Genomic DNA, 20,231 nt, shown 5'->3' on the forward strand with positions numbered 1-20,231 from the left:
CGTCCCAGCCGGTGTAGCGCGAGGCGGGGCAGAGGTTCTCGTCCCCGCGCCGGCAGTACCGGCAGGTGCCGCAGGTGTGGCGCAGCCACGCCACCCCGACCCGGTCGCCCTCGGCGAACCCGGTGACCTCCTCGCCCACCCGCTCCACCCGGCCCACCACCTCGTGCCCGGGGACCACACCGGGGCGGTGGACCGGCAGGTCGCCCTCGGCGACGTGCAGGTCGGTCCGGCACACCCCGCACGCCAGCACGGCGACCAGCAGGTCGTCCCGCCCCGGCGTCGGCACGGCCTCCACGACCCTCTCCAGCGGCCCGTCGGCCGCCGGTCCCAGCCGCCGCACCCTGAACGCCCGCATGCGCCTCCCCTCCCGGTCGTCACGTCCCGAGGTTCCGCTCTCGTCGGGGCAGGACCAGGGCCGCGGGACCCGCCGGGCGCCCGCCGGTGGTCACCCCGGAACGGGTCGTCAGGCACTCCCCGCGACGCGCGCCGGCACCGATCGTCCGGCCCGTACCGGTCGGACGGGCGAGGAGGACACGATGATGTGGGGCTACGGCTGGGGCGGCGCGTGGATGGGGCCGCTGATGGGCGTGAGCGCCGTCCTGTGGTGGGTGCTGGTCGTCGTGGTCGTGCTCGGGGTGGCGCGCTGGTGGCGGGCCGGACCGGGCACACCGCCGGACGCCCTCGGGCCGGCGACGAGCGCGCCCGACGCCCGCGAGATCCTCGACCAGCGCTTCGCGCGCGGCGAGATCGACGCGGACGACTACGCCGAGCGTCGCCGCGTGCTGACCGGCGGCTGACCCCGGTCCCGCCCGGCGCGGGACGATCGGCCCACCGCCCCGGGGACCCCGGACGCTCCCGGGCCGGCCGGCGTCGGGGCAACGCTCGTCGGCATGTCCGTGTCCGACGTCCCCGACCGGCTCGCCGCGCACCGCGGCCGCTGGTCGGGCGCTACCGGCACCCCGCGAACCAGCTGCGCCACGGGGGCGCGACGCTCGGCGAGCGGGTCGCGGACCGCGTCACGGTGGCGTTCGGATCCTGGGCGTTCATCCTGGCGCAGAGTGCCGCGATGCGTCGCCGAGCTCGGGTCGGACGCCGAGAGGCTGCTGGCGGCCTCGGCCGACCACGGGCGGGGCCCCGAGACCCAGGAGGTTCCCCGTGAAGGTGCGAGACATACTGAGTCATCTCGTCGTGCGGGTCGGGCCCGACACGTCGGTCTCCGAGGCCCTGCTCGTCGAACGGTCTACGCGCCCTCCCCGTCGTCGAGAGCGGGGAGCTCGGCGGCCTCATCGCCCGGCGCGACGTGCTGCGGTACGCCGCGGCAGGTGAGCTCACATCCGCCGAGGTGTGGCGGCACCGCTTCGGCCTCGTCGACCACGACCGGCGCTGACGCCCGCGTGCTTCGCCGCCCGGCAGCGCTCCCGGGGCATCAGGGCGTGCCGAGGTGTCGTGGGTGCTCCTCGACCCGGGCGTCCGGGCCCGGGAAGACCAGGCTGGTGTGCTCGTCACCGAGCCACCGCACCCAGAACGGTGGGCTGCCGTCGGCGTGGTCGACCGCCACGATCTGGGCCTGCCGACGCGGCGACTCGTCGGTCAGCCCCTCGACGATCAGCCAGTTCCCGACCCGTGCGTGCATCTCCGGACCTCCTCCGCCTCGCCGATCACGCCGATCCGAGCGTCGGGCCGCCGCCACCCCCGGACCAGGGACCTCCGGCTCGTGCGTGGTGGGCCCCTCGGCTCCTTCCCCGGCCGTCGAACGCGACCAGCGTCCCGCCCGACGGCAGGCGGCACCGCGGCATCGGGACCGAGCGGATGTCGCGGCAATCGCAGTCGAGCGGCGGCGGACCGAGGCGGCGGGGCAGGGGGACGCCCGCGCGACGACGTCAGCCCCCGATGTCTGAGGGCGTCGGCTGTCGGGGGTCGCGAGCCGGGACCGTCGGCCGCCTCCGCGGGGGGAGGCGGGGCGACCGACGGTCCGGTTGCCGCCGGGGTCGGGATGAGCCCGACGGTTTTATGACCCCATGGTCGCGCTCCGCACCCGGACGATCACCCGCCGGTCGCAACTCCGCCCAAGGATCTCCCGCCCCCGGTGCTGGCGACGGTCTCCCCGTCGTTCGCGGCACGTGGCCCCGTACGGAGGGGGAGCTGTGTGGTCATCGCATCCTGTTCGTCGGGATGAGGTCGAGCGCGGCCGCCCGCGCTCACGTCCACCTTCCGTCGTACGAGCCGTCCGTCGGCAGGGCCGAACGTCCCGGGCACGCACCGTCACTCGACGGACACGTTCTGCGCTCCCACCAGTCCACGCCGCAGGACGCGATGCACGGCGACCCGCGGATGCTCGACGACGAGCACTCCGCCGTGCTCGCGGAGGTCGCGGGTACCGCTGAGCACGGCATCGCACCCCCGCAGACCGAGGAACTCCAGCTGCGCCAGGTCGAGGCGGAAGGTCCGCCGGCAGGGGCCCGCTGGCGGCGGCGAGGACCAGGGCCGCGCCACAGCTCGTGAAGAACGACAGCGCACCACCGAGGTGCAGGCGGCAGGGCGAACACGGCCCACCGTCGACGAGCGCAGGCTCCACGACGAGCGGCATGCCGGAGGCGCGCATCTCCTCGACGCAGCGCCGGACGTGCGGGGCCGCGACGAGATCGCTCTCGAACACGACCAGGACCTCGGTTCCCCGCATCTCGACGTCGCTCCCGGCGTGACCCCCCACCCCGCGGACCGCCCGTGACCTCCCCGGTCACACCGGCCCCCTGCTGCCCCAGAGTCCCACCGTGCGGACGGCGGGCAATCCGCCGCGCCGTCCAGCGGCGTGCTCCGGAGTGACGATCCTCCGGGCACGCACGAACGCTCAGTCCCGACCCTCCCCGGACCGCACCTTGTTCGCGAGGACGGCCGCCTGCACACGGCGCTGCATCCCGAGCTTCGCGAGCAGCGCGGAGACGTAGTTCTTCACCGTCTTCTCGGCGAGGAACATCCGATGGCCGATCTCTCGGTTGGTCAGCCCCTCACCGATGTAGTCGAGCACCTCGCGTTCCTTCGCTGTGAGCTCGGCCAACGGGTCCGGGGTCTCGCTGCGGGTCCGCAACCGCGCCATGAGCGCGCTGGCGGCGCGGCCGTCGAGCAGGGTGCCACCCGACCCGACCTCGCGGACGGCGTTGACGATGTCGTTGCCGCGCACGTCCTTGATGACGTAGCCGGCCGCGCCGGCGAGCACCGCATCGAACATCGCCTGCTCGTCGGTGAAGGACGTCAGCATCAGGCACTTCAGCTCGGGCATCCGCGACCGCAGCTCGCGGCAGAGCTCGATGCCCGTGCCGTCGGGCAGACGCACGTCGAGCACGGCGACCCGCGGGCGCAGGGCCGGGATGCGCGCCAGCGCCGTCGCGACCGATCCAGCACCGCCGACCACCTCGAGATCGTCCTGAGCGTCGAGCAGCGCCGCGACGCCCTGCCTGACCACCTCATGATCATCCACCAGGAACACCGTGATCACGGTGTACTCCTCTCTGCGGCAGCGCGGGTACGACGATCCATCCTCGTCGCGATCAGGACGAGGTGACAGGGTCGAACGTCCCCACGATCACGGGACCGACGGTGACCCCGTCCGGGCCGTGTCGGGCACCACCCGCACCGGGCAGGGCGCGTGGAGCACGCAGCCCCACCCGACCGACCCGATCAGGGTGCTCGCGACGGCGCCCCGGCCGCGGTGCCCGACGACCAGCTCGTCGGCGCCCCGCGCGGCCTCGACGAGGACCTCCGGGGCATGGCCGGGCACCGCCACCACGTCGATCTCCGGGCGGCGCAGGCCCTCGCCGCCGAGCTCGTAGGCGAGATCGGTGACCATCGCGCGTGTGCGGTCGACCAGCGACTCCTCGATCTCCCGGCGGCTCGGCAGCGGCACCATGAACGCCGGGCCGAGGCGCCACTCCGGCGGCTCGTAGACGGCGACCACCCGCAGCAGGGCGTCCCGGCGCGCGGCCGAGCGCATGGCGTCGGCGAGCGCGGCCCGTGCCCCCGCCGAGTCGTCGACGCCGACCACCACCGTCGGCCGGTGCCGCTCCCCGGTCGTTGCCGTGACGGCCTGCGTCGTGGTCTCCGTGGTGCTCACGTCCGTTCCTCCTGTCGCTCGGCCCGCCGCACGGACGTCGACTCCGACGGTCGCGCCCACGGGACCCCCGGACCAGGGCCGAAGGGCACGTCCGAGGTCCCGGGTGCCCGGGCGGGGGCGAGCCGGCGGACCGAGCACCCGGGTGATCCCGTACGCCGACGTAGCGACCAGGACGTGGCGACCAGGACCGTCACGACCCTCCGGGCGCCGGCGACTACCGTCGGGATCTCGCGGACAGGGGGCCGGATGGGTGAGGGACGGGGTCGGGGCGAGCTGGAGTCGGCGGTGCTGGAGGTCCTGCGCACGGGCGCGGCGATGACGCCGGGCGAGGTGCGGGCCGCGCTCGGCGACGAGCTCGCGTACACCACCGTGATGACGACGCTGGCCCGGCTGCACGCCAAGGGGATCCTGGCGCGAGAGCGCCGGGGCCGGGCCTTCGCCTACCGTCCCGTCAGCGACGACGCCGGTCTCGCGGCCCTGCGGATGCGCCGGGTGCTCGATGACGGACCGGATCGGGACACCGTGCTGTCCCGGTTCGTCGACGACCTGTCCGACGACGACGAAGCCGTCCTGCGCCGGCTGCTGGGTGAGTGAGGACATGCGATACGCCGTCTACGCGCCCTGGTTGCTCTCGTCGGTGCTCGCCCTCCCGGCGGTGACGGCGACCCTGCGCCGGCTCCCGGACCGTGTCGATCCCCGGCCGGTCCTGGTCCTGCTGACGATCTCGATGGCCGCGGCCGCCGTGGCGACCACGGCGTCGCTGGTCATGCTCGTCGCGGTCGGGGTGGCCCAGCTCGGGCAGGCGTCTCCCCTGACCTCCCCGAGCGGTCACGCCGCCCCGGGCGCGGTCCCGGTCGGGGTGACCGCGGCCGTGGCCCTGGCCGTCGTGCTCGTGCGGACGGTGCGCGAGTGCCGGGGTCGGCGCCGGCGCCGGCGCCGGGTCCACGACGCGCTCCGCTCGTCGGGACGGCCGGAGGACGGTGTCGCGCTGATCGACGACGGCCGCGTGTTCGCGGTCGCCGCCCCGGGGTGGCGCCGCTGCCCTCGACGCGTGGTCGTCAGCCGCGGCCTCGTCGAGGCCCTCGACCGCGGAGAGTACGACGCGGTCGTCGCCCACGAACGCGAACACCTCGACCGGGGTCACCACCGCCACCTCGCGGTCGCCGGGCTGGCCGTGGCGCTGAACCCCCTGCTGCGGCCGTGGTGGGAGGAGCTCGTCTACACCGCGGAGCGGTGCGCGGACGAGGGTGCCGCGCGCCGGATGGCCGACCGCGAGCTGGTCGGCCGCGCGGTGGGGCGGGCCGCCCTGTCCGCGCGGACGTCGCACGCCCGCCCGGTGGCGTCGGCGTTCCCGGCTTCGTCCCTGGCGCTCGGTGTCACCACCGGCCCGGTGCCCCGTCGGGTCGCGGCCCTGCTCGCGGGCGACGATCGCGGGTCCGGCGTCGTCCCGGCGCTGCTCGTGGCGGTGGTCGTGCTCGCCCTCGCCGCCCTGGCCGCCGCGGGCGCGGTCCACGCCGCGTGGGACCTGGGCGACCTGTTCGGCACCGCCCCGGTGGGGTGACCGCGGCGGACTACTACGCTCCGGTAGTAGTTCGACCGTCGAGAGGGGCCGACCGTGACCACGGTGAACGGGCTGCCCGCCCACGTCCTGCTCGTGCACGCCGTCGTCGTGCTCGTGCCGCTGACCTCCCTGGTGATCGTGCTGGTGGCGTTCTGGCCGGCCGCGCGACGCCGGCTCGCGATCCCCGCCGCGGTACTCAGCGTCGTGACGCTGGTCGCGGTCCCGCTGACCACCGAGGCGGGCGAGTGGCTCGAGCACCGCCTGCCCGAGAGCGAACTGCTGCGCGCGCACACCGAGCTCGGCGACGGGTTGCTGCCGTGGGCCATCGGCCTGGCCCTCGTCGGGATCGCGGTCGGCGCGCGCGAGGTCCTCGCGAACCGCACGGCCCGCGCAGGGGAGGACGTCCCGGGGCCCCGGTCGCACGCACGCACCGGGGAACGCGGCGGGCGGGTCGTCTCCCTCGTGCTGGCCGTGCTCGCCGTCGTGGTCGCGGTCGGCGCGACCGTGACCACCTACGAGATCGGCGACTCCGGCTCGCGCGCGGCGTGGACCGGCCAGTTCAGCCCGACGCCGCTGCAGCAGCCGGGACCTCCGCGGCCCGATGACGACGGGTGACGCCGACCATGACGACGCGGCGACTCTCGGCGGCCGTGCTCTGGCGGGGACCGCGGCTGGAGGCGGACACCGCGGCAGGCTCCTCGGCGCGGGTCCAGGCTCTCGTCGGGATCTCCGACCGCGCGTCGCCACACCGCGTCCTGCTCACGATGACCGCGACGCCGCCCGAGGCGTGGCAGCTCACGGCGGTCGAGGTGCAGCGAGCACCGGACGGGCCTCCCCTCGACGCCGACGTCCTGCGGGACGTCCCGCTCGGGCGGTGCCTCGATCTCGCCCTCGACGAACTGGCCTCCGCCGACCCGCCACCAACGCCCGGCCCGGCCCCTGGCGAGGGTGTGCGTCGTCCGCTGCCGCTCGACGACGCCGAGGCCGAGGTGCTGGGTTGTGTTGCCCACGTCTACCGCGCCGCGCTGAGCAGTGCGGTGGCCCGGGAGCAGCAGGCGCCCACCGCCGCCGTCGCACGCGTCCTGGGGGTGAGCCGGGCACACGCCGCGCGACTCGTCTCGCAGGCGCGTCGCCACGGGCTGCTGGGGGCCGCGCTGCCTCGGCGCCCCGGCGAGACACCGCAGCACCCCGGCCCCCAGGACGCGCCGTGAGCGTCGGCGGCGCGGCATGACCCAGGAGGGGCCGGTGCCGCTGCGCGTCCTGGTCGCCGACGACGACCGCGCCATCCGGGAGTCCCTCGCTCGCGCCCTCGAGCTCGAGGGCTACGAGGTGGCCGCGGTCGCCGACGGCGTGGAGGCGTTGACCTGCGTCCGCCGCGACGCCTTCGATGCGCTCGTGGTGGACGTGATGATGCCCGGGGTCGACGGGCTCGCGGTGTGCCGGGTCCTGCGCGCGGAGGACGACCGGACCCCGGTGCTCATGCTCACCGCGCGGGTCGAGACTCCCGACCGTGTGGCCGGGCTCGACGCCGGCGCCGACGACTACCTGCCCAAGCCCTTCGAGCTCGACGAGCTCTTGGCCCGGTTGCGGGCGCTGCTGCGCCGCGCGGCCTACGCCCCCGAGGAGACCGCGGACGGCGGCGCCGGCTCCCGGCTCACGGTGGGGGCCCTCGCCGTCGACCCCGCGGCGCGTCGCGCGTGGTGGAGCGACGAGGAGCTGAGGCTCTCGAAGACCGAGTTCGACCTCCTGGAGCTGCTGGTCCGCAACGAGGGCATCGTCCTCGACCACGGCACCGTCTACGACCGGATCTGGGGTTACGACTTCGGAGCCGACTCGAAGAACCTCGCCGTCTACGTCGGCTACCTGCGCCGCAAGCTGGCGGCGGCAGGCGCTCCGCCGCTGATCCACACGGTGCGGGGGGTCGGCTACGCGGTGCGCCGGCCGTGAGCCTGCGGACGCGCCTCGCCCTGGCGTTCGCGCTCGTCGCCGCCGTGGTCGCCGGGCTGGTCGGCGTCCTGAGCTACCACTCCGCGGGCGAGCGCATCAGCGACGAGAGCGATCGCTCGCTGGCCGCGGCGACCACCGCGCTGATCGACGGTCAGACCGCGGTCCTGTCCGCGCTCCCGCCCACGCAGCCCACGGACAGCGACGGCCTCGACGGCGACGAGCCGGGCGGACCGGATCCGCGCCGCGAAGGCCCGACGCTGACCGCCCAACGGATCGCTCCCGACGGCACCGCCACCTACCTCGGGGGCCGCCGGGTGCGGCTGCCCGTCGACGACGCGACCCGCGGGCTCGCCGCCTCCGGCGCCGCGGGCCGGACGGCGACCACGGAGATCGACCTCGGCCGGGGCGCCTACCGGGTGCGCACCACCGCGCTGGGCGACGGCCGTGGCGCGGTGCAGGTCGCCGTCGACATCGACCTCTCCCGCCGCGTCCTCGGCGGGCTGGCGACCGAGATCGCGCTCATCAGTCTCGCGGTCACCGTCGTCGCCGCGGGCGCCGGCTGGCTGCTCGCGCGGCGCATCACCCGTCGGCTCGTGCGGCTCGCCACCACCGCCGAGGACATCGCCGACCACGGGCGGATCGACGTCGCGGTGCCGGTCTCGGGTCGCGACGAGGTCGGGCGGCTCGCGACCTCGTTCACCACCATGCTCGCCCGCCTCGGCGCGGCCCGGGACGCCCAGGACCGCCTCGTGCAGGACGCCGCTCACGAGCTCCGCACCCCCCTGACCAGCCTGCGCACCAACGCCAGCGTCCTGCGCCGTCTCGGTGAGCTCTCGCCCGACGCCCGCGACCGCCTGGTTCGCGACATCCAGGGCGAGACCCGCGAGCTGTCCGACCTCGTCGACGAGCTGGTCGAGCTCGCCCTCTCGCGGCGCAGCGAAGAGCCCGACGAGGACATCGGCCTCGGCGATGTCGTGCGCCTGGTCGCCGAGCGCGTGCAGCGACGCAGCGGGCGCGCGATCACCGTCGACGACGACGGCTCCCGCATCCGCGGTCAGCGCGGAGCGCTCGAACGTGCGGTCGGCAACCTGCTCGAGAACGCGGTCAAGTTCGATGCGGGAGGCAGCGGCGACATCCTGGCCCGGGTCCGCGCGGGCACGACGACGGTCACCGACCGCGGGCCCGGGATCGCCCCGGCGGACGCGGCCCGGGTCTTCGACCGCTTCTACCGGGCCGACTCGGCCCGTGGCCTCCCCGGCTCCGGGCTGGGCCTCGCGATCGTGCGTGACGTCGCCGAAGGCCACGGCGGGGGTGCGTTCGTCTCCACCCCGCCCGGCGGCGGGACGACGGTCGGCTTCTCCGTGGGCGCCGGGCGGCTGCTTCCCGCCGAGCGCCCGGACGGCACACCGTCGCCCGCGTAGCGGCCCTTCTTACCCGACTCCGAACCGCGTCACGTCGACGCTTCACCCCGGGCGACCACGGTGGGGATCACCTACCCCGCACCACCGCCCCCGAGGTGATCGATGAACCCCCACGAGGTCCCCGCGTCCGAGGACGCCGGGCGGCGCTGGTGACCGCCACCCTCGGGCGCCCGGTCCCCCGCGCCACCCGCCCGACCCGCCACGCGGCCGGCGCGACCCCCGCGGCCCGCGACCGCCGGCTCCGCACCGCGGCCGAGGCGCTCGTGTGCGCCTCCCTCACGCTGGTGGCGTTCTGGTGGGCCACCGGTGGCGGTCTCTCCGACCTGAGCGGCTGGGCGACCGGTCTGGACTCGCTGGGTCGTCTGACCGGACTGCTCGCCTCGGTGCTCCTGCTCGTGCAGGTGATCCTCATGGCCCGGGTACCGCTGCTCGAGCAGGCGTTCGGGCAGGACCGGCTGGCGCGCATCCACCGACTCGTCGGCTTCACCTCCTTCACGGGCATGCTCGCCCACATCGGGCTCATCACCTGGGGTTACGCCGCCGGGGATCTCGCCCGAGTCCCCGCCGAGGCCTGGGATCTCACCGTCGACTACCCCGGCATGCTGCTCGCCGTCGCCGGCACCGCGTGCCTGGTCATGGTGGTGATCACCAGCGTCAGGGCCGCGCGGTCACGGCTGCGCTACGAGTCCTGGCACCTGCTGCACCTCTATGCCTACCTGGGCGTCGGGCTCGCGCTGCCGCACCAGCTCTGGACGGGCCAGGAGTTCCTGGAGTCCACCGCACGCACGGTCTTCTGGTGGACGCTGTGGGCGCTGGCCGCCGGCTCGGTGCTCCTCTGGCGGATCGCGCTGCCGCTGCGGCGCAGCCTGCGCCATCGCCTCGTGGTCACGTCGGTGGTCGACGAGGGCGACGGGTGCGTGTCGGTCCACCTCAGCGGGCAGCACCTGGCCGAGCTCGACGTCCGGGCGGGCCAGTTCTTCGGGTGGCGCTTCCTCACCGGCCCGGGATGGACCCGCGCGCATCCCTTCTCGCTGTCCGCGGCACCCGACGGGCGGAGCCTGCGGATCACGGTCAAGGACCTCGGCGACGGCAGTCGGGCCCTGCGCCGGCTGCGCCCGGGCACCCGGGCGCTGGTCGAGGGCCCCTTCGGACGGCTCGCGGACCGTGCCGGGAGCAACGGGCGCGTGGCCCTGGTCGGCGCCGGGGTCGGCATCACGCCGCTGCGGGCTCTCGCCGAGGAGCTCGGGGAGGCCGGGCGTGACGTGGTCGTCCTGCACCGGTTCACCGACGAGCCGCTCTTCGCCCACGAGTTCACCGTCCTCGCCCGGGAGTGCGGGATCGGGCTGATCCCGCTGCCCGGACCCCGGCGGGCCAGCGACTCCTGGCTCGGGGACGGTGTCGGCGGCCCTCTCCGCCACACCGACGACCTCACCGCCCTGCTCGCCCGCGTACCCGACATCGCCGAGCGCGACGTCTACGTCTGCGGCCCCGAACCGTGGACCCGTCTCGTCCGGCAGACCCTCAGCGCGGCCGGCACCCCGACCGACCGTGTCCACTCCGAGACCTTCGGCTGGTGACCCGCGTTGCGCCGCATCCTGCTGTGGTTCCTGACCACCGTGAGCACGGTGGTCCTGCTCTTCGGCTACAAGACCTCGACCTCCTCGACGCTCCCCTCGAGCGAGGAGGCCGCCGCCGGCGGCACCGGAGCGACCACGACGACCGCCCGGGCCGCCGCCCCGAGCACCCCGGCGACGTCGTCGGCGGGCTCGTCGACGGCCCTTCCGGCCGCCGCCAACGGGACCTTCACCGGCAGCACCGCCAGCACCCGCTGGGGACCCGTCCAGACCCGCGTCACGGTCGCGAGCGGCCGCATCACCGCGGTCGACGTCGTCCAGTACCCGGACGGCAACGGCAAGGACCGGGAGATCAACGCCGACGCGATCCCCCAGCTCGTCGACGAGACGGTGCAGGCCCAGAGTGCCGACATCGACATGGTCAGCGGCGCCACCGTGACCAGCACCGGGTACCTCGACTCGCTGCAGAGCGCCCTCGACCAGGCCCGGGCGGCGTGACCGCCGGTGCGTCGGCAGCGCCGCCGGTCACCCGGTACGTCGAGCACGTGATGGGCCTCCCGATCAGCCTCGCCCTGCGGGGACGCCACGCCGACGACGCCAGCGGTCGGGACGCGTGGCGCGCGGTCATGGCGTCGCTGGGCCACGCCGACCGCGTCTTCAGCACCTACCGGTCCGACTCGATCGTCTCCCGGCTCGACCGCGGTGAGCTCGCCCCGGACGACCCGGCGGTGCTGGCCGAGGTCGGCGAGGTGCTGGCGCTCGCCGACCGTGCCGAACGGGCCTCCGACGGCGCCTTCTCTGCGTGGCGCCACGGGCCGGACGGCCGGCGCCGCCTCGACCCGAGCGGCGTCGTGAAGGGCTGGGCGGTCGAGCGTGCGGCCGCGGCCCTGCGTGCGCTCGACGACACCGACTTCTGCCTCGGTGCCGGCGGCGACGTCCTCGGGCGAGCCCTCGACCCCGACCTTCCGTGGCGCGTCGGCATCGAGGACCCGCACGACACCCGCAGCGTCCTCGCGGTCGTCCCGATCCGCGACGGCGCCGTCGCCACGTCCGGCACCGCGCACCGGGGTGCCCACGTCGTCGACGCACGCACCGGTCTTCCGCCCGTCGGCGTCGCGTCGGTGACGGTGATCGCCGGGAGCCTCACCGTCGCCGACGTCGACGCCACCGCCGCCTTCGCGCGGGGCGCGGACGCCGCCGCCTGGCTCGGGCACCGGGTCGGGCGGACGGGTCTCGTCGTGGCGGACGACGGCACCATCACGTCGGTACCGGCGGCCCGGACGCCACCATCGGGGTCGCGTGGAGCAGCAGCACGATCGTGCCGTGCGTCGTGAACAGCCGGTTGTACTGCTCCACCGACAGGAACTGCAGGCCCGGCTGCGCCGGCTCGCCACGCATCAGCAGGGCCATCAGCCCGCCGATCATGCAGAACGCGAACGAGGTCACCAGGTACAGGATCGCGATGTCCTTCGGATCCGTCGTCCGGAGGTAGTGCGCGAACGCCGAGCCCCGGAACGGGCGGCGCGGGGCGTGGAGAGGCGAGGGGCCCGGACGCCCGAGCCGTCCGGGTCGTCGATCTCGCTCGCAGGTCGGTCAGCAACTCGCGGCGGGCGTCGGCGTCGAGCGACTCCGGCGGGCAGGGCGAGCGGGGCCCGGAAGACCCGGCGGCGCCGGGACGTCGAACAGGACCTTGGGCCCTGATCACCCGCGTCTCCCTCGGCCACCGTCGTCGGCGATCCCCGCGGCGAGCGGGGCCCGACGCGGGGAGGCACTCGAGATGGCGCTGGACCTGGCGCGCTGGCAGTTCGGCGTGATCACCGTCTACCACTTTCTCTTCGTCCCGCTGACGATCGGCCTCTCGCTGCTGGTCGCGGGCATGCAGACCGCGTGGGTGCGCACCGGCGACGAGCGCTGGCTGCGCATGACCAAGTTCTGGGGCAAGCTGTTCCTGATCAACTTCGCCATGGGCGTGGTGACCGGGATCGTCCAGGAGTTCCAGTTCGGCATGAACTGGAGCGACTACAGCCGCTTCGTCGGCGACATCTTCGGCGCCCCGCTGGCCATCGAGGGCCTGCTCGCCTTCTTCCTCGAGTCGACGTTCCTCGGCCTCTGGATCTTCGGCTGGGACCGGCTGCCGAAGCGGGTGCACCTGGCCACGATCTGGCTGGCCGCGATCGGCACGATGCTCTCGGCTTACTTCATCCTCGCCGCGAACTCGTGGATGCAGCACCCGGTGGGCTCGGCGGTCAACCCCGTCACCGGGCGCGCCGAGCTGCACGACTTCGGCGCGGTCCTGACGAACTCCACCGCGGTCGGCGCCTTCACCCACACCATCACCGCGGCCTTCCTCACCGCGGGGATGTTCATCCTCGGCATCTCGGCCTGGCACCTGGCGCGGCACAACGAGGTCCGGGTGTTCCGCTCCTCGCTGCGCCTCGCGCTGGTGACCGTCCTGATCGCGGGTGTCGGCGTCATCGTCACCGGCGATCTCCAGGCCCGCCTCATGACCCAGCAGCAGCCGATGAAGATGGCCGCCGCCGAGGCGCTGTGGAACACCAGCTCGCCGGCCTCGTTCTCGCTGTTCACCGTCGGCAGCCTCGACGGTTCGCAGGAGGTCTGGAGCATCCGCGTGCCGAAGGTGCTCTCGTTCATGGCCACCGGCGATCCGGACGGCACCGTCGAGGGCATCAACGACGTGCAGCGCGCCGAGGAGGCCCGCTTCGGCTCCGGCGACTACACGCCCAACGTGCCGATCGCCTACTGGACGTTCCGCGTGATGATCGGCTTCGGGGCGCTCGCGCTGCTGCTCGCCCTGGCCGGACTCTGGATGCAGCGGGGTGGGCGGGTCCCGGCCTCGCGGTGGTTCACCTGGGCGGCTCTGGCCGGCATCGGGTTCCCGGTGGTGGCCAACTCGGTGGGCTGGATCTTCACCGAGATGGGCCGCCAGCCGTGGGCCGTCTACGGGACGCTGCGCACCGCCGACGGGGTCAGCCCGTCGGTCGGCCCCGCCACCGTCGCGACCTCGCTCATCGTCTTCACCCTGCTCTACGGCGTGCTCGCCGTGGTCGAGGTGACGCTGCTGGTCCGCTACGCCCGCAAGGGCCCGGATCCGCTGCCGCCGCCCGACGAGGCGATGCCGGCCGAGTCGGCCCCGCGCCCACTCGCCGTCGCGTACTGATCCCCGGCCCTCCGAGACCCCCGAGGACATCATGTTCGGCCTCGCGCTGACCGACATCTGGTTCCTGCTCATCGCCCTGCTCTGGACCGGCTACTTCGTCCTGGAGGGCTTCGACTTCGGCGTCGGCTCGCTGCTGACCCTGCTCGGACGCGACGAGACCGACCGCCGCCGCGTCGTCAACACCATCGGCCCGCTGTGGGACGGCAACGAGGTGTGGCTCCTCGTCGCCGGCGGCGCCACGTTCGCGGCGTTCCCCGAGTGGTACGCGAGCCTGTTCTCCGGCTTCTACCTCGCCCTGCTGATCATGCTCGTGGCGCTCATCGGCCGGGGTGTCGCCTTCGAGTACCGCGGCAAGGTCGACGACGACGCGTGGCGCCGCCGCTGGGACGCCGTCATCGTCACGACGTCGGCCGTGCCCGCCCTGCTCTGGGGTGTCGCGTTCGCGAACATCGTGGCGGGCGTGCCTCTGGACGCCCAGCACGAGTACACCGGGACCCTGCTCACCCTGCTCAACCCCTACGCCCTGCTCGGGGGCCTGACCACCCTGCTGGTCTTCCTGCTCCACGGCGCCGTCTTCGTCGCCCTCAAGACCGACGGCGACCTGCGGGTGCGGGCCCACCGGACCGCGCTGCGCCTGGGTGTGGGCGCCGTGCCGGTGGCGGCCGGCTTCCTCGTCTGGACCGAGCTGGCCCACGGCAAGGACTGGACGATCCTCAGCGCCGGCCTCGCCGCGCTGGCCCTCGTCGGCGCCGTCCTGCTGGTCGGGCGGCAGCGGGAGGGGTGGGCGTTCACCCTGACCGCGCTCACGATCGTCGCCACGACCGTGACGCTCTTCGGCTCGCTCTACCCCGACGTGCTGCCCTCGTCCACCGACCCGGCCGGCACGCTGACCACGACCAACGCCGCCTCCACGCCCTACACACTGGAGATCATGACGTGGGTGGCCCTCGCGGTGACCCCGGTCGTGCTGGCCTACCAGGCCTGGAGCTACTGGGTGTTCCGGCGGCGCCTGACCCGTGACGACATCCCCCCGGCGTCGGGACTCCCCGCGCGGGAGCGCCGTCCCGAGGTCCGTCGGTGAAGCCGCTCGACCCGCGGCTGCTGCGCCACGTCCGCCCAGCCCGCACCTTTGTGGTGCTCACGGCCGCGGCGGGCGTGGCCACCGCGGCCCTCGTCGTCGCCCAGGCCGACCTCCTCTCGCGGGTGGTCGCCCGGGCCTTCCTCGACCGGGCCCCGCTGACCGCGTTGACGGTGCTCCTCTTCGGTCTCGCGGCGGTCGTCGCCGGGCGCGCGCTGCTGGGCTGGGCCACCGAGACCGCCGCGGTGCGGGCGAGCGCCCGGGTGATCCGGCAGCTGCGGGCCGACCTCGTCGACCATGTTCTGCGCCTGGGGCCGCGCGACCCCCGCCTGCCCTCGACCGGCGAGCTCGGCACGTTGGCCACCCGCGGCGTGGACGGCCTCGACGGCTACCTGCGGCGCTACCTCCCCACCCTGTTGCTGGCGACGACGGTGCCGCTGCTCGTGGGCGTCCGGCTGCTGACCGCCGACTGGATCGCCGCGGTGATCGTGGCGGTGACCGTCCCGCTGATCCCGCTGTTCATGGTGCTGGTGGGGCTGCGCACCCGTGACGACACCGAGCGGCGCTGGCGCGCGCTCGCCGTGCTCGGCCACCACTTCCTCGACCTCGTGTCCGGCCTGGACGTCCTCGTCGCCTTCGGCCGCGCGGGACGGCAGTCCGGGCGGCTGCGCGCCCTCGCCGAGGAGTACCGGCGCACGACGCTGCGCACGCTGCGGGTCGCGTTCCTGTCCGCGCTCGTGCTCGAGGTGCTCGCCTCGCTCTCGGTCGCCCTCGTGGCCGTCTCGGTGGGCCTGCGCCTGGCCGAGGGCCGTCTCGACCTCACCACCGGCCTGCTGGTGATCATGCTGGCGCCCGAGATCTATCTGCCGCTGCGTGCGGTCGGGGCCCGCTTCCACGACAGCGCCGAGGGTCTCGCCGCGGCCGACGATGTGTTCGCGGTGCTGGAAATGCCGCCGGCCGCCACCGCGACCGACGCGCGGCGGCCCGCCCCCGACCCGTCCCGGGTCCCGGTGCGCCTCGAGCACGTCGGCGTCGACGGCCGCGGCGGCCCGGTGCTGGACGACCTCGACCTCACGGTCGGCCCCGGCGAGGTCCTCGGGCTGCGCGGGCCGAGCGGGGCGGGCAAGTCGACGCTGCTCGACCTCGTCACCGGTCTGCGTCGCCCCGACCGGGGACGCGTCACCGTCGGGGGCGTGGCGCTCGACGACCTCGATCTCGAGGCGTGGCGCGCCCGCATCGCCTGGGTCCCCCAGGGGCCCGTGCTCGTGGTCGGCACCGTCGCCGACAACATCCGGCTGGGCGCGCCCGCCGCCTCCGACGCCGCGGTCGAGCAGGCCGCCCAGATGGCGCAGGTCGACCTCGACACGGACACGCCCGTGGGCGAGCGGGGCGCCGGGCTGTCCACCGGCCAGCAACGCCGGGTCGCGCTCGCTCGCGCCCTCGTCACCGTCCGGCCCCTGATGCTGCTCGACGAGCCCACCGAGGGCGTCGACGCCGACACCGAGTCGGCGCTGCTCTCCGCCCTGCCCGGCGCGCTCGCCGGCCGCAGCGCGATCGTCGTCAGCCACCGCGCGGACGTCCTCGCGACGGCCGACCGGATCGTCGACCTACCGGCGCGCGCCGCCCCGGCGACGGAATCCGTCCTCGGGCCCGCGCGAGCCGCCAGCACGTCGACGGTGATCGCCGCATCGGCGACTGAGCCCGCACCCGCGGTGTCCGACGCGCCCTCCCGGAACCGGGGTGCCCTGCGATGGCTCGCCGCCGTGGCCCGCCCCCACGGCGGCCGACTCGCCCTGGCGGTCCTGCTCGGGGCCGGCGCCCTGGGCAGCGCCGTGGCACTGACGGCCACCTCGGCGTGGCTCATCTCGGCGGCGGCGCTGCAGGCGCCGCTGCTCACCCTCATGGTCGCGATCGTCGCGGTGCGGGCCTTCGGGCTCTCGAAGGGCGTCCTGCGCTACCTCGAACGGCTCGTGTCCCACGACGCTGCCCTGCGCCTCGGCGCCGACCTGCGGGTGCGCGTCTGGCAGGCCCTCGTGCGCCGCGGGCCCGCGACGACCGCCAGGCAACGCCGAGGCGACCTGCTCGCCCGGCTGACGGGCGACGTGGATGCCCAGCAGGACGTCCTGGTCCGCGGTCTCGTCCCGGCCGGTTCGGCGTTGCTCGTCGCTACCGGACTGGTCGGCCTCTTCGCGTGGCTCCTGCCCGAGGCCGCCCTGGCCCTCGCCCTCGGCCTGGTGCTCGCCGGTGTGGTGGCGCCCGTGCTCGGCGTGTTGGCCGGACGGCGGGCCGCGCGCTCGACGGCGGCCGCCCGAGCCGCGGTCGCCGGCGGCACCCTGGAGCTGCTCGACGGAGCCGCCGATCTCCTCGTCCTGGGTGCCGCGGCACGCATGCGCCGCCGGCTCGCCGCCGCGGACGACGACCTGGCCCGGCGTCTCGTCGCCCAGGCCGGGGGCGCCGGCGTCGGCGCGGGGCTCGGGGTGGTCGGAATCGGTGCGGCGATGCTCGGCGCCACCGTCGTGGGGGTGCTCGCGCTCGCCGACGGCCGACTCGCCCCGACCGCCCTCGCCGTGCTCGCCCTCGCCCCGCTCGCCGCCGCCGAACTGGTGGCCGGGCTGCCCGACGCCGCCGCCCGGCTCGCCGAGGCCGTGCCCGCGGCCCGGCGCCTGGCCGACCTGGAGGCGGCGCCGGCCCCGGTCACCGACCCGGCGCACCCGGCTCCGGTCCCCACCGAACCCGGTGTGGCGGCCGAGTCCGTCGCCGTGCGGTGGCCGGACACGACGGTCGAGGCCGTCAGGGACGTGTCGTTCGCGCTCCCCCCCGGCGAGCGATTCGTCTTGGCAGGTCCGTCGGGGGCAGGGAAGAGCACGGTGCTCGCCGCGGTCGCCCGCACACTGCCCGTGGCCCGAGGCGAGATCACTCTCGACGGTCACGACACCGCGACCATGGCCGCCGACGACGTGCGCGCCCGCCTCGGCTGGTGCGGCCCCGCGGCGCACCTGTTCGACAGCACCCTGCGGGAGAACCTCCGCCTGGCCCGGCCCAACGCGACCGACGACGACCTCCTCGACGCGGTCCGGCACGCTCGGCTCGGCGACTGGTTCGCGTCGCTTCCCGACGGCCTGGACACCACCCTCGGCGACCACGGCGGCCCGGTGTCCGGCGGGGAGCGTCAGCGCCTCGCCGTGGCCCGCGTGCTGCTCGCCGACCGCCCGGTGCTCACCCTCGACGAGCCCACCGCCCACCTGGACGCCACCACGGCGACGGGGTTGGCGTCCGAGATCGCCGAGATCACTCGCGGACGTACCGCGATCGTCGTGTCCCACCGACCGGCCGAGTTCCCGGACCTGCCGGTGGTGACGATCGCCGGGAAACGGACCGTCGGCGCCTGACGTCCGCCGACCTACGAACACTCGACGCGCATGACGAGCGAACCGCCCGCCGTGGGCCGAGGGTCTGCGGGTCGATTACGGTGCGCCGTCGCCAGCACCACCTACAGCTCCGTGCCCACCCCTCCGATGGAGATCCCTCGGCCCGTGAAGTGCGTCGGGACGACAGGATTTGAACCTGCGACCCCTTGACCCCCAGGACGGCGAGGATGCAGTTTTGGCTGCTCAGGCCGTGTGTAGGGGTGGACCCACGGCATCAACTGTGCAGGTGTCGCGTCCTCATGCGCAGGTCGTGTGGTCCCAAGCTGGTCCCAAGAAAGTCTGGCCGCCCGACCAGCGGCGGACGCATGCACTCTCCTCCACGCGAATAATGAGGCTTGTCGGGTTGTGAGCCGCGACCGTTGCCGCATCGTCTGCTGCACACCGTGCGCTCCACACCTCAGTCACCTGAAGGCGCGTGCTGTCTCCGGCTTGAGAGTGCTCCCCCGACGTCCCGGAACCAGAGCAGTCGTGGCCTTACTCCAATCTCTGCCAAAATGTCCTTAAGCAACGGCCAGCCAATAGCTGCAAAGATTGCGAAAGAAACTACGAAGTTGAACACCTGTGGAAGTGTGTAGATCAGTCCGACATACGGCAGGAGTGGACTCCTGTATCCCTGCTGGGCCGCGTCAACACGCTGAGCGTCTTCCACTGCCTCAAGCACCAGCTCCCGGCGATGAGCAACGGCGGCTCCGTCGTGAACACCAGCTCGGCCCTCGGCGAGACGGGCGCGCTCGACCAGGCGGGCTACATCGCGTCCAAGCACGCGATCTGCGGCCTCACCCGCGCCGCGGCCGTCGAGGTCGCCGACCGCGGGATCCGGGTCAACGCGGTCCTCCCGGGGATCATCCGCACGCCGATGCAGGTCGCGGCGCACGGTCCGGTCGACTCCGCCGCCGCGCAGGAGCGCGTGCGACGACTGCACCTGCTCGGCAGGCTCGGGGAGGCCGTCGATGTCGGCCGGATGGTGCGTTGGCTGCTCTCGGACGAGGCGTCGTTCGTCACCGGCGCACTGCTGCCGGTCGAGGGCGGAGCGCTCGCGGGACGGCGATTGTGACGCCGCCCGTCGCGCTACGCCGACACGTCCGCACCTCGGTGGGCGGGACCATCACGGCGCTGGTGGGTGGGGACGGACCACCCCTGCTTCTTCTCCACGGGTGGCCGCAGACCTCGAGGGCCTGGCGGGCGGTGGCGCCGACGTTCGCGTCGTCCGGCTACACGGTCATCGTCCCCGACCTGCCCGGTACGGGTGACTCCGCCGCACTGCCGGACGGGCACGACGACAAGGAGGCGGTCGTCGACGCGCTGCGGCCCGTGGTCGGGGAGCTCGTCGGCAACGAGCCGCTACGCGTGGTCGGGCACGACATCGGCGGGATGGTGGCTCTGGCCTGGGCGAGATCCCACCCCGACGACGTGGTCCGGCTCGCCGTGGTCGAGACCGGTCTGCCCGGGCTCGGCCTGGAGGAGGCCATGGATGTGGCCCGCGGGGGCCGGTGGCACCACGGGTTCTTCATGACCCCTCAGGTGCCGGCCATGCTCGTCGCGGGCCACGAGGAGGAGTTCTTCACCTGGTGGTTCGGTCGTCTCGCCGCCCGCCAGGACGCCTTTCCCCCGACGGAGATCGCGGCGACCACCGCCCCCTACCGGGGGCGGGCCGCGCTCGACCGCAGTTTCGCCCACTACCGGACGCTGCTGCGAGACGGCCGCGTCACCGCGGCGTGGCTCGAGGACGGCGGCCGGCTCACGATGCCCGTCGCCGGTGTCGGTGGAGAGCTGTCTCTGCGGGATCACGTGGGCCGGGCCCTGGCGCGCGCCGCGTCCGACGTGCGCACCATGGTGGTCGCCGACTCCGGTCACTTTCCCGCCGAGGAGCAACCCGCCGCCTTCCTCGATCATCTCCGGCCCTTCCTGGCGGACGACCCGTGACGTCGACATCCCG

General features: G+C 74.5%; 20 protein-coding genes and 1 pseudogene. 16 read left to right on the plus strand and 5 right to left on the minus strand.

Features of this window, described 5'->3' with window-relative positions; genetic code table 11:
- The coding region (locus QSK03_RS30115; RefSeq protein WP_285659286.1) for an alcohol dehydrogenase catalytic domain-containing protein at nt 1-355 on the minus strand (355 nt) is incomplete at its 3' end.
- A 181-nt stretch (nt 356-536) separates the two neighbouring features.
- On the opposite strand from QSK03_RS30115, the gene QSK03_RS30120 reads away from it, so the two are divergent.
- Entirely contained in the window at nt 537-797 is a 261-nt protein-coding gene (locus tag QSK03_RS30120) for an SHOCT domain-containing protein (protein WP_285659287.1), read from the plus strand.
- A gap of 629 nt (nt 798-1,426) precedes the next feature.
- Here QSK03_RS30120 and QSK03_RS30125 read toward each other — a convergent pair.
- Entirely contained in the window at nt 1,427-1,633 is a 207-nt protein-coding gene (locus QSK03_RS30125) for a DUF1918 domain-containing protein (protein WP_285659288.1), read from the minus strand.
- 680 nt (nt 1,634-2,313) lie between these two features.
- On the opposite strand from QSK03_RS30125, the gene QSK03_RS30130 reads away from it, so the two are divergent.
- Nucleotides 2,314-2,502 carry a hypothetical protein gene (locus tag QSK03_RS30130; protein ID WP_285659289.1) on the plus strand — a complete coding sequence of 63 codons (189 nt, stop codon included), beginning with the start codon at nt 2,314-2,316 and terminating at the stop codon, nt 2,500-2,502.
- Nucleotides 2,503-2,848: 346 nt separating this feature from the next.
- Here the strand turns inward: QSK03_RS30130 and QSK03_RS30135 are convergent, their stop codons facing one another.
- Together QSK03_RS30135 and QSK03_RS30140 are read right to left on the minus strand one after the other, a co-directional pair.
- Entirely contained in the window at nt 2,849-3,493 is a 645-nt protein-coding gene (locus QSK03_RS30135) for a response regulator transcription factor (protein WP_285659290.1), read from the minus strand.
- A gap of 87 nt (nt 3,494-3,580) precedes the next feature.
- On the minus strand, nt 3,581-4,108 hold the full coding sequence (locus QSK03_RS30140; protein WP_285659291.1) for a universal stress protein: 528 nt from the start codon (nt 4,106-4,108) through the stop codon (nt 3,581-3,583).
- 246 nt (nt 4,109-4,354) lie between these two features.
- Between QSK03_RS30140 and QSK03_RS30145 the strand changes: the two genes are divergently transcribed.
- From QSK03_RS30145 to QSK03_RS30185, 9 genes are all read left to right on the plus strand, one after another.
- Complete coding sequence (locus QSK03_RS30145; RefSeq protein WP_285659292.1) at nt 4,355-4,702, plus strand: BlaI/MecI/CopY family transcriptional regulator; 348 nt, start codon at nt 4,355-4,357, stop codon at nt 4,700-4,702.
- Between the two features lie 4 nt (nt 4,703-4,706).
- A complete protein-coding gene (locus tag QSK03_RS30150) occupies nt 4,707-5,669 on the plus strand; it encodes a M56 family metallopeptidase (RefSeq protein WP_285659293.1) in 963 nt (320 codons plus the stop codon).
- Between the two features lie 54 nt (nt 5,670-5,723).
- Complete coding sequence (locus tag QSK03_RS30155; RefSeq protein WP_285659294.1) at nt 5,724-6,284, plus strand: DUF2231 domain-containing protein; 561 nt, start codon at nt 5,724-5,726, stop codon at nt 6,282-6,284.
- A gap of 8 nt (nt 6,285-6,292) precedes the next feature.
- Entirely contained in the window at nt 6,293-6,880 is a 588-nt protein-coding gene (locus QSK03_RS30160) for a hypothetical protein (RefSeq protein WP_285659295.1), read from the plus strand.
- 16 nt (nt 6,881-6,896) lie between these two features.
- Nucleotides 6,897-7,616, plus strand: coding sequence for a response regulator transcription factor (locus QSK03_RS30165; protein WP_285659296.1), 720 nt, complete (start codon nt 6,897-6,899; stop codon nt 7,614-7,616).
- Complete coding sequence (locus QSK03_RS30170; protein ID WP_285659297.1) at nt 7,613-9,037, plus strand: HAMP domain-containing sensor histidine kinase; 1,425 nt, start codon at nt 7,613-7,615, stop codon at nt 9,035-9,037. The genes QSK03_RS30165 and QSK03_RS30170 overlap by 4 nt, the downstream gene beginning before the upstream one ends.
- A 149-nt stretch (nt 9,038-9,186) precedes the next feature.
- Nucleotides 9,187-10,614, plus strand: coding sequence for a ferredoxin reductase family protein (locus tag QSK03_RS30175; RefSeq protein WP_285659298.1), 1,428 nt, complete (start codon nt 9,187-9,189; stop codon nt 10,612-10,614).
- A 39-nt stretch (nt 10,615-10,653) separates the two neighbouring features.
- Nucleotides 10,654-11,109 carry an FMN-binding protein gene (locus tag QSK03_RS30180; protein ID WP_285659299.1) on the plus strand — a complete coding sequence of 152 codons (456 nt, stop codon included), beginning with the start codon at nt 10,654-10,656 and terminating at the stop codon, nt 11,107-11,109.
- Nucleotides 11,106-11,945, plus strand: a complete 840-nt coding sequence (locus QSK03_RS30185; protein ID WP_285659300.1) for an FAD:protein FMN transferase — start codon at nt 11,106-11,108, stop codon at nt 11,943-11,945. Before QSK03_RS30180 ends, QSK03_RS30185 begins: the two co-directional genes overlap by 4 nt.
- Here QSK03_RS30185 and QSK03_RS30190 read toward each other — a convergent pair.
- Nucleotides 11,896-12,150, minus strand: a pseudogene (locus QSK03_RS30190) (cbb3-type cytochrome c oxidase subunit I); the annotation flags it as partial. The gene QSK03_RS30185 and the pseudogene QSK03_RS30190 sit on opposite strands and share 50 nt — an antisense overlap.
- A gap of 238 nt (nt 12,151-12,388) precedes the next feature.
- On the opposite strand from QSK03_RS30190, the gene QSK03_RS30195 reads away from it, so the two are divergent.
- The 5 genes from QSK03_RS30195 to QSK03_RS30215 all read left to right on the plus strand — a co-directional run bounded on the left by QSK03_RS30195 (nt 12,389) and on the right by QSK03_RS30215 (nt 20,218).
- Nucleotides 12,389-13,789: a cytochrome ubiquinol oxidase subunit I gene (locus tag QSK03_RS30195; RefSeq protein ID WP_285659301.1), complete on the plus strand. Its 1,401-nt coding sequence runs from the start codon at nt 12,389-12,391 to the stop codon at nt 13,787-13,789.
- Nucleotides 13,790-13,820: 31 nt separating this feature from the next.
- Entirely contained in the window at nt 13,821-14,870 is a 1,050-nt protein-coding gene (gene cydB / locus QSK03_RS30200; RefSeq protein ID WP_285659302.1) for a cytochrome d ubiquinol oxidase subunit II, read from the plus strand.
- Nucleotides 14,867-18,256, plus strand: a complete 3,390-nt coding sequence (cydD, locus tag QSK03_RS30205) for a thiol reductant ABC exporter subunit CydD (RefSeq protein ID WP_285659303.1) — start codon at nt 14,867-14,869, stop codon at nt 18,254-18,256. The genes cydB and cydD overlap by 4 nt, the downstream gene beginning before the upstream one ends.
- Nucleotides 18,257-18,911: 655 nt before the next feature.
- Nucleotides 18,912-19,349: an SDR family NAD(P)-dependent oxidoreductase gene (locus tag QSK03_RS30210; RefSeq protein ID WP_352232076.1), complete on the plus strand. Its 438-nt coding sequence runs from the start codon at nt 18,912-18,914 to the stop codon at nt 19,347-19,349.
- Nucleotides 19,350-19,480: 131 nt separating this feature from the next.
- On the plus strand, nt 19,481-20,218 hold the full coding sequence (locus QSK03_RS30215) for an alpha/beta fold hydrolase (RefSeq protein ID WP_502872238.1): 738 nt from the start codon (nt 19,481-19,483) through the stop codon (nt 20,216-20,218).
- Nucleotides 20,219-20,231 lie beyond the last annotated feature (13 nt).

The organism is Actinomycetospora sp. NBRC 106375 (assembly GCF_030269665.1).
Lineage (GTDB): Bacteria > Actinomycetota > Actinomycetes > Mycobacteriales > Pseudonocardiaceae > Actinomycetospora.

What these genes read in the sequence shown, in the direction of transcription:
- QSK03_RS30160 (WP_285659295.1), top strand. Translation starts at nt 6,293, where the DNA reads ATGACGACGCGGCGACTCTCGGCGGCCGTGCTCTGGCGGGGACCGCGG.
- cydB (WP_285659302.1), top strand. Translation starts at nt 13,821, where the DNA reads ATGTTCGGCCTCGCGCTGACCGACATCTGGTTCCTGCTCATCGCCCTG.
- QSK03_RS30125 (WP_285659288.1), bottom strand. Translation starts at nt 1,633, where the DNA reads ATGCACGCACGGGTCGGGAACTGGCTGATCGTCGAGGGGCTGACCGAC.
- QSK03_RS30120 (WP_285659287.1), top strand. Translation starts at nt 537, where the DNA reads ATGATGTGGGGCTACGGCTGGGGCGGCGCGTGGATGGGGCCGCTGATG.
- QSK03_RS30195 (WP_285659301.1), top strand. Translation starts at nt 12,389, where the DNA reads ATGGCGCTGGACCTGGCGCGCTGGCAGTTCGGCGTGATCACCGTCTAC.
- QSK03_RS30145 (WP_285659292.1), top strand. Translation starts at nt 4,355, where the DNA reads ATGGGTGAGGGACGGGGTCGGGGCGAGCTGGAGTCGGCGGTGCTGGAG.
- QSK03_RS30130 (WP_285659289.1), top strand. Translation starts at nt 2,314, where the DNA reads ATGCACGGCGACCCGCGGATGCTCGACGACGAGCACTCCGCCGTGCTC.
- QSK03_RS30165 (WP_285659296.1), top strand. Translation starts at nt 6,897, where the DNA reads ATGACCCAGGAGGGGCCGGTGCCGCTGCGCGTCCTGGTCGCCGACGAC.
- QSK03_RS30150 (WP_285659293.1), top strand. Translation starts at nt 4,707, where the DNA reads ATGCGATACGCCGTCTACGCGCCCTGGTTGCTCTCGTCGGTGCTCGCC.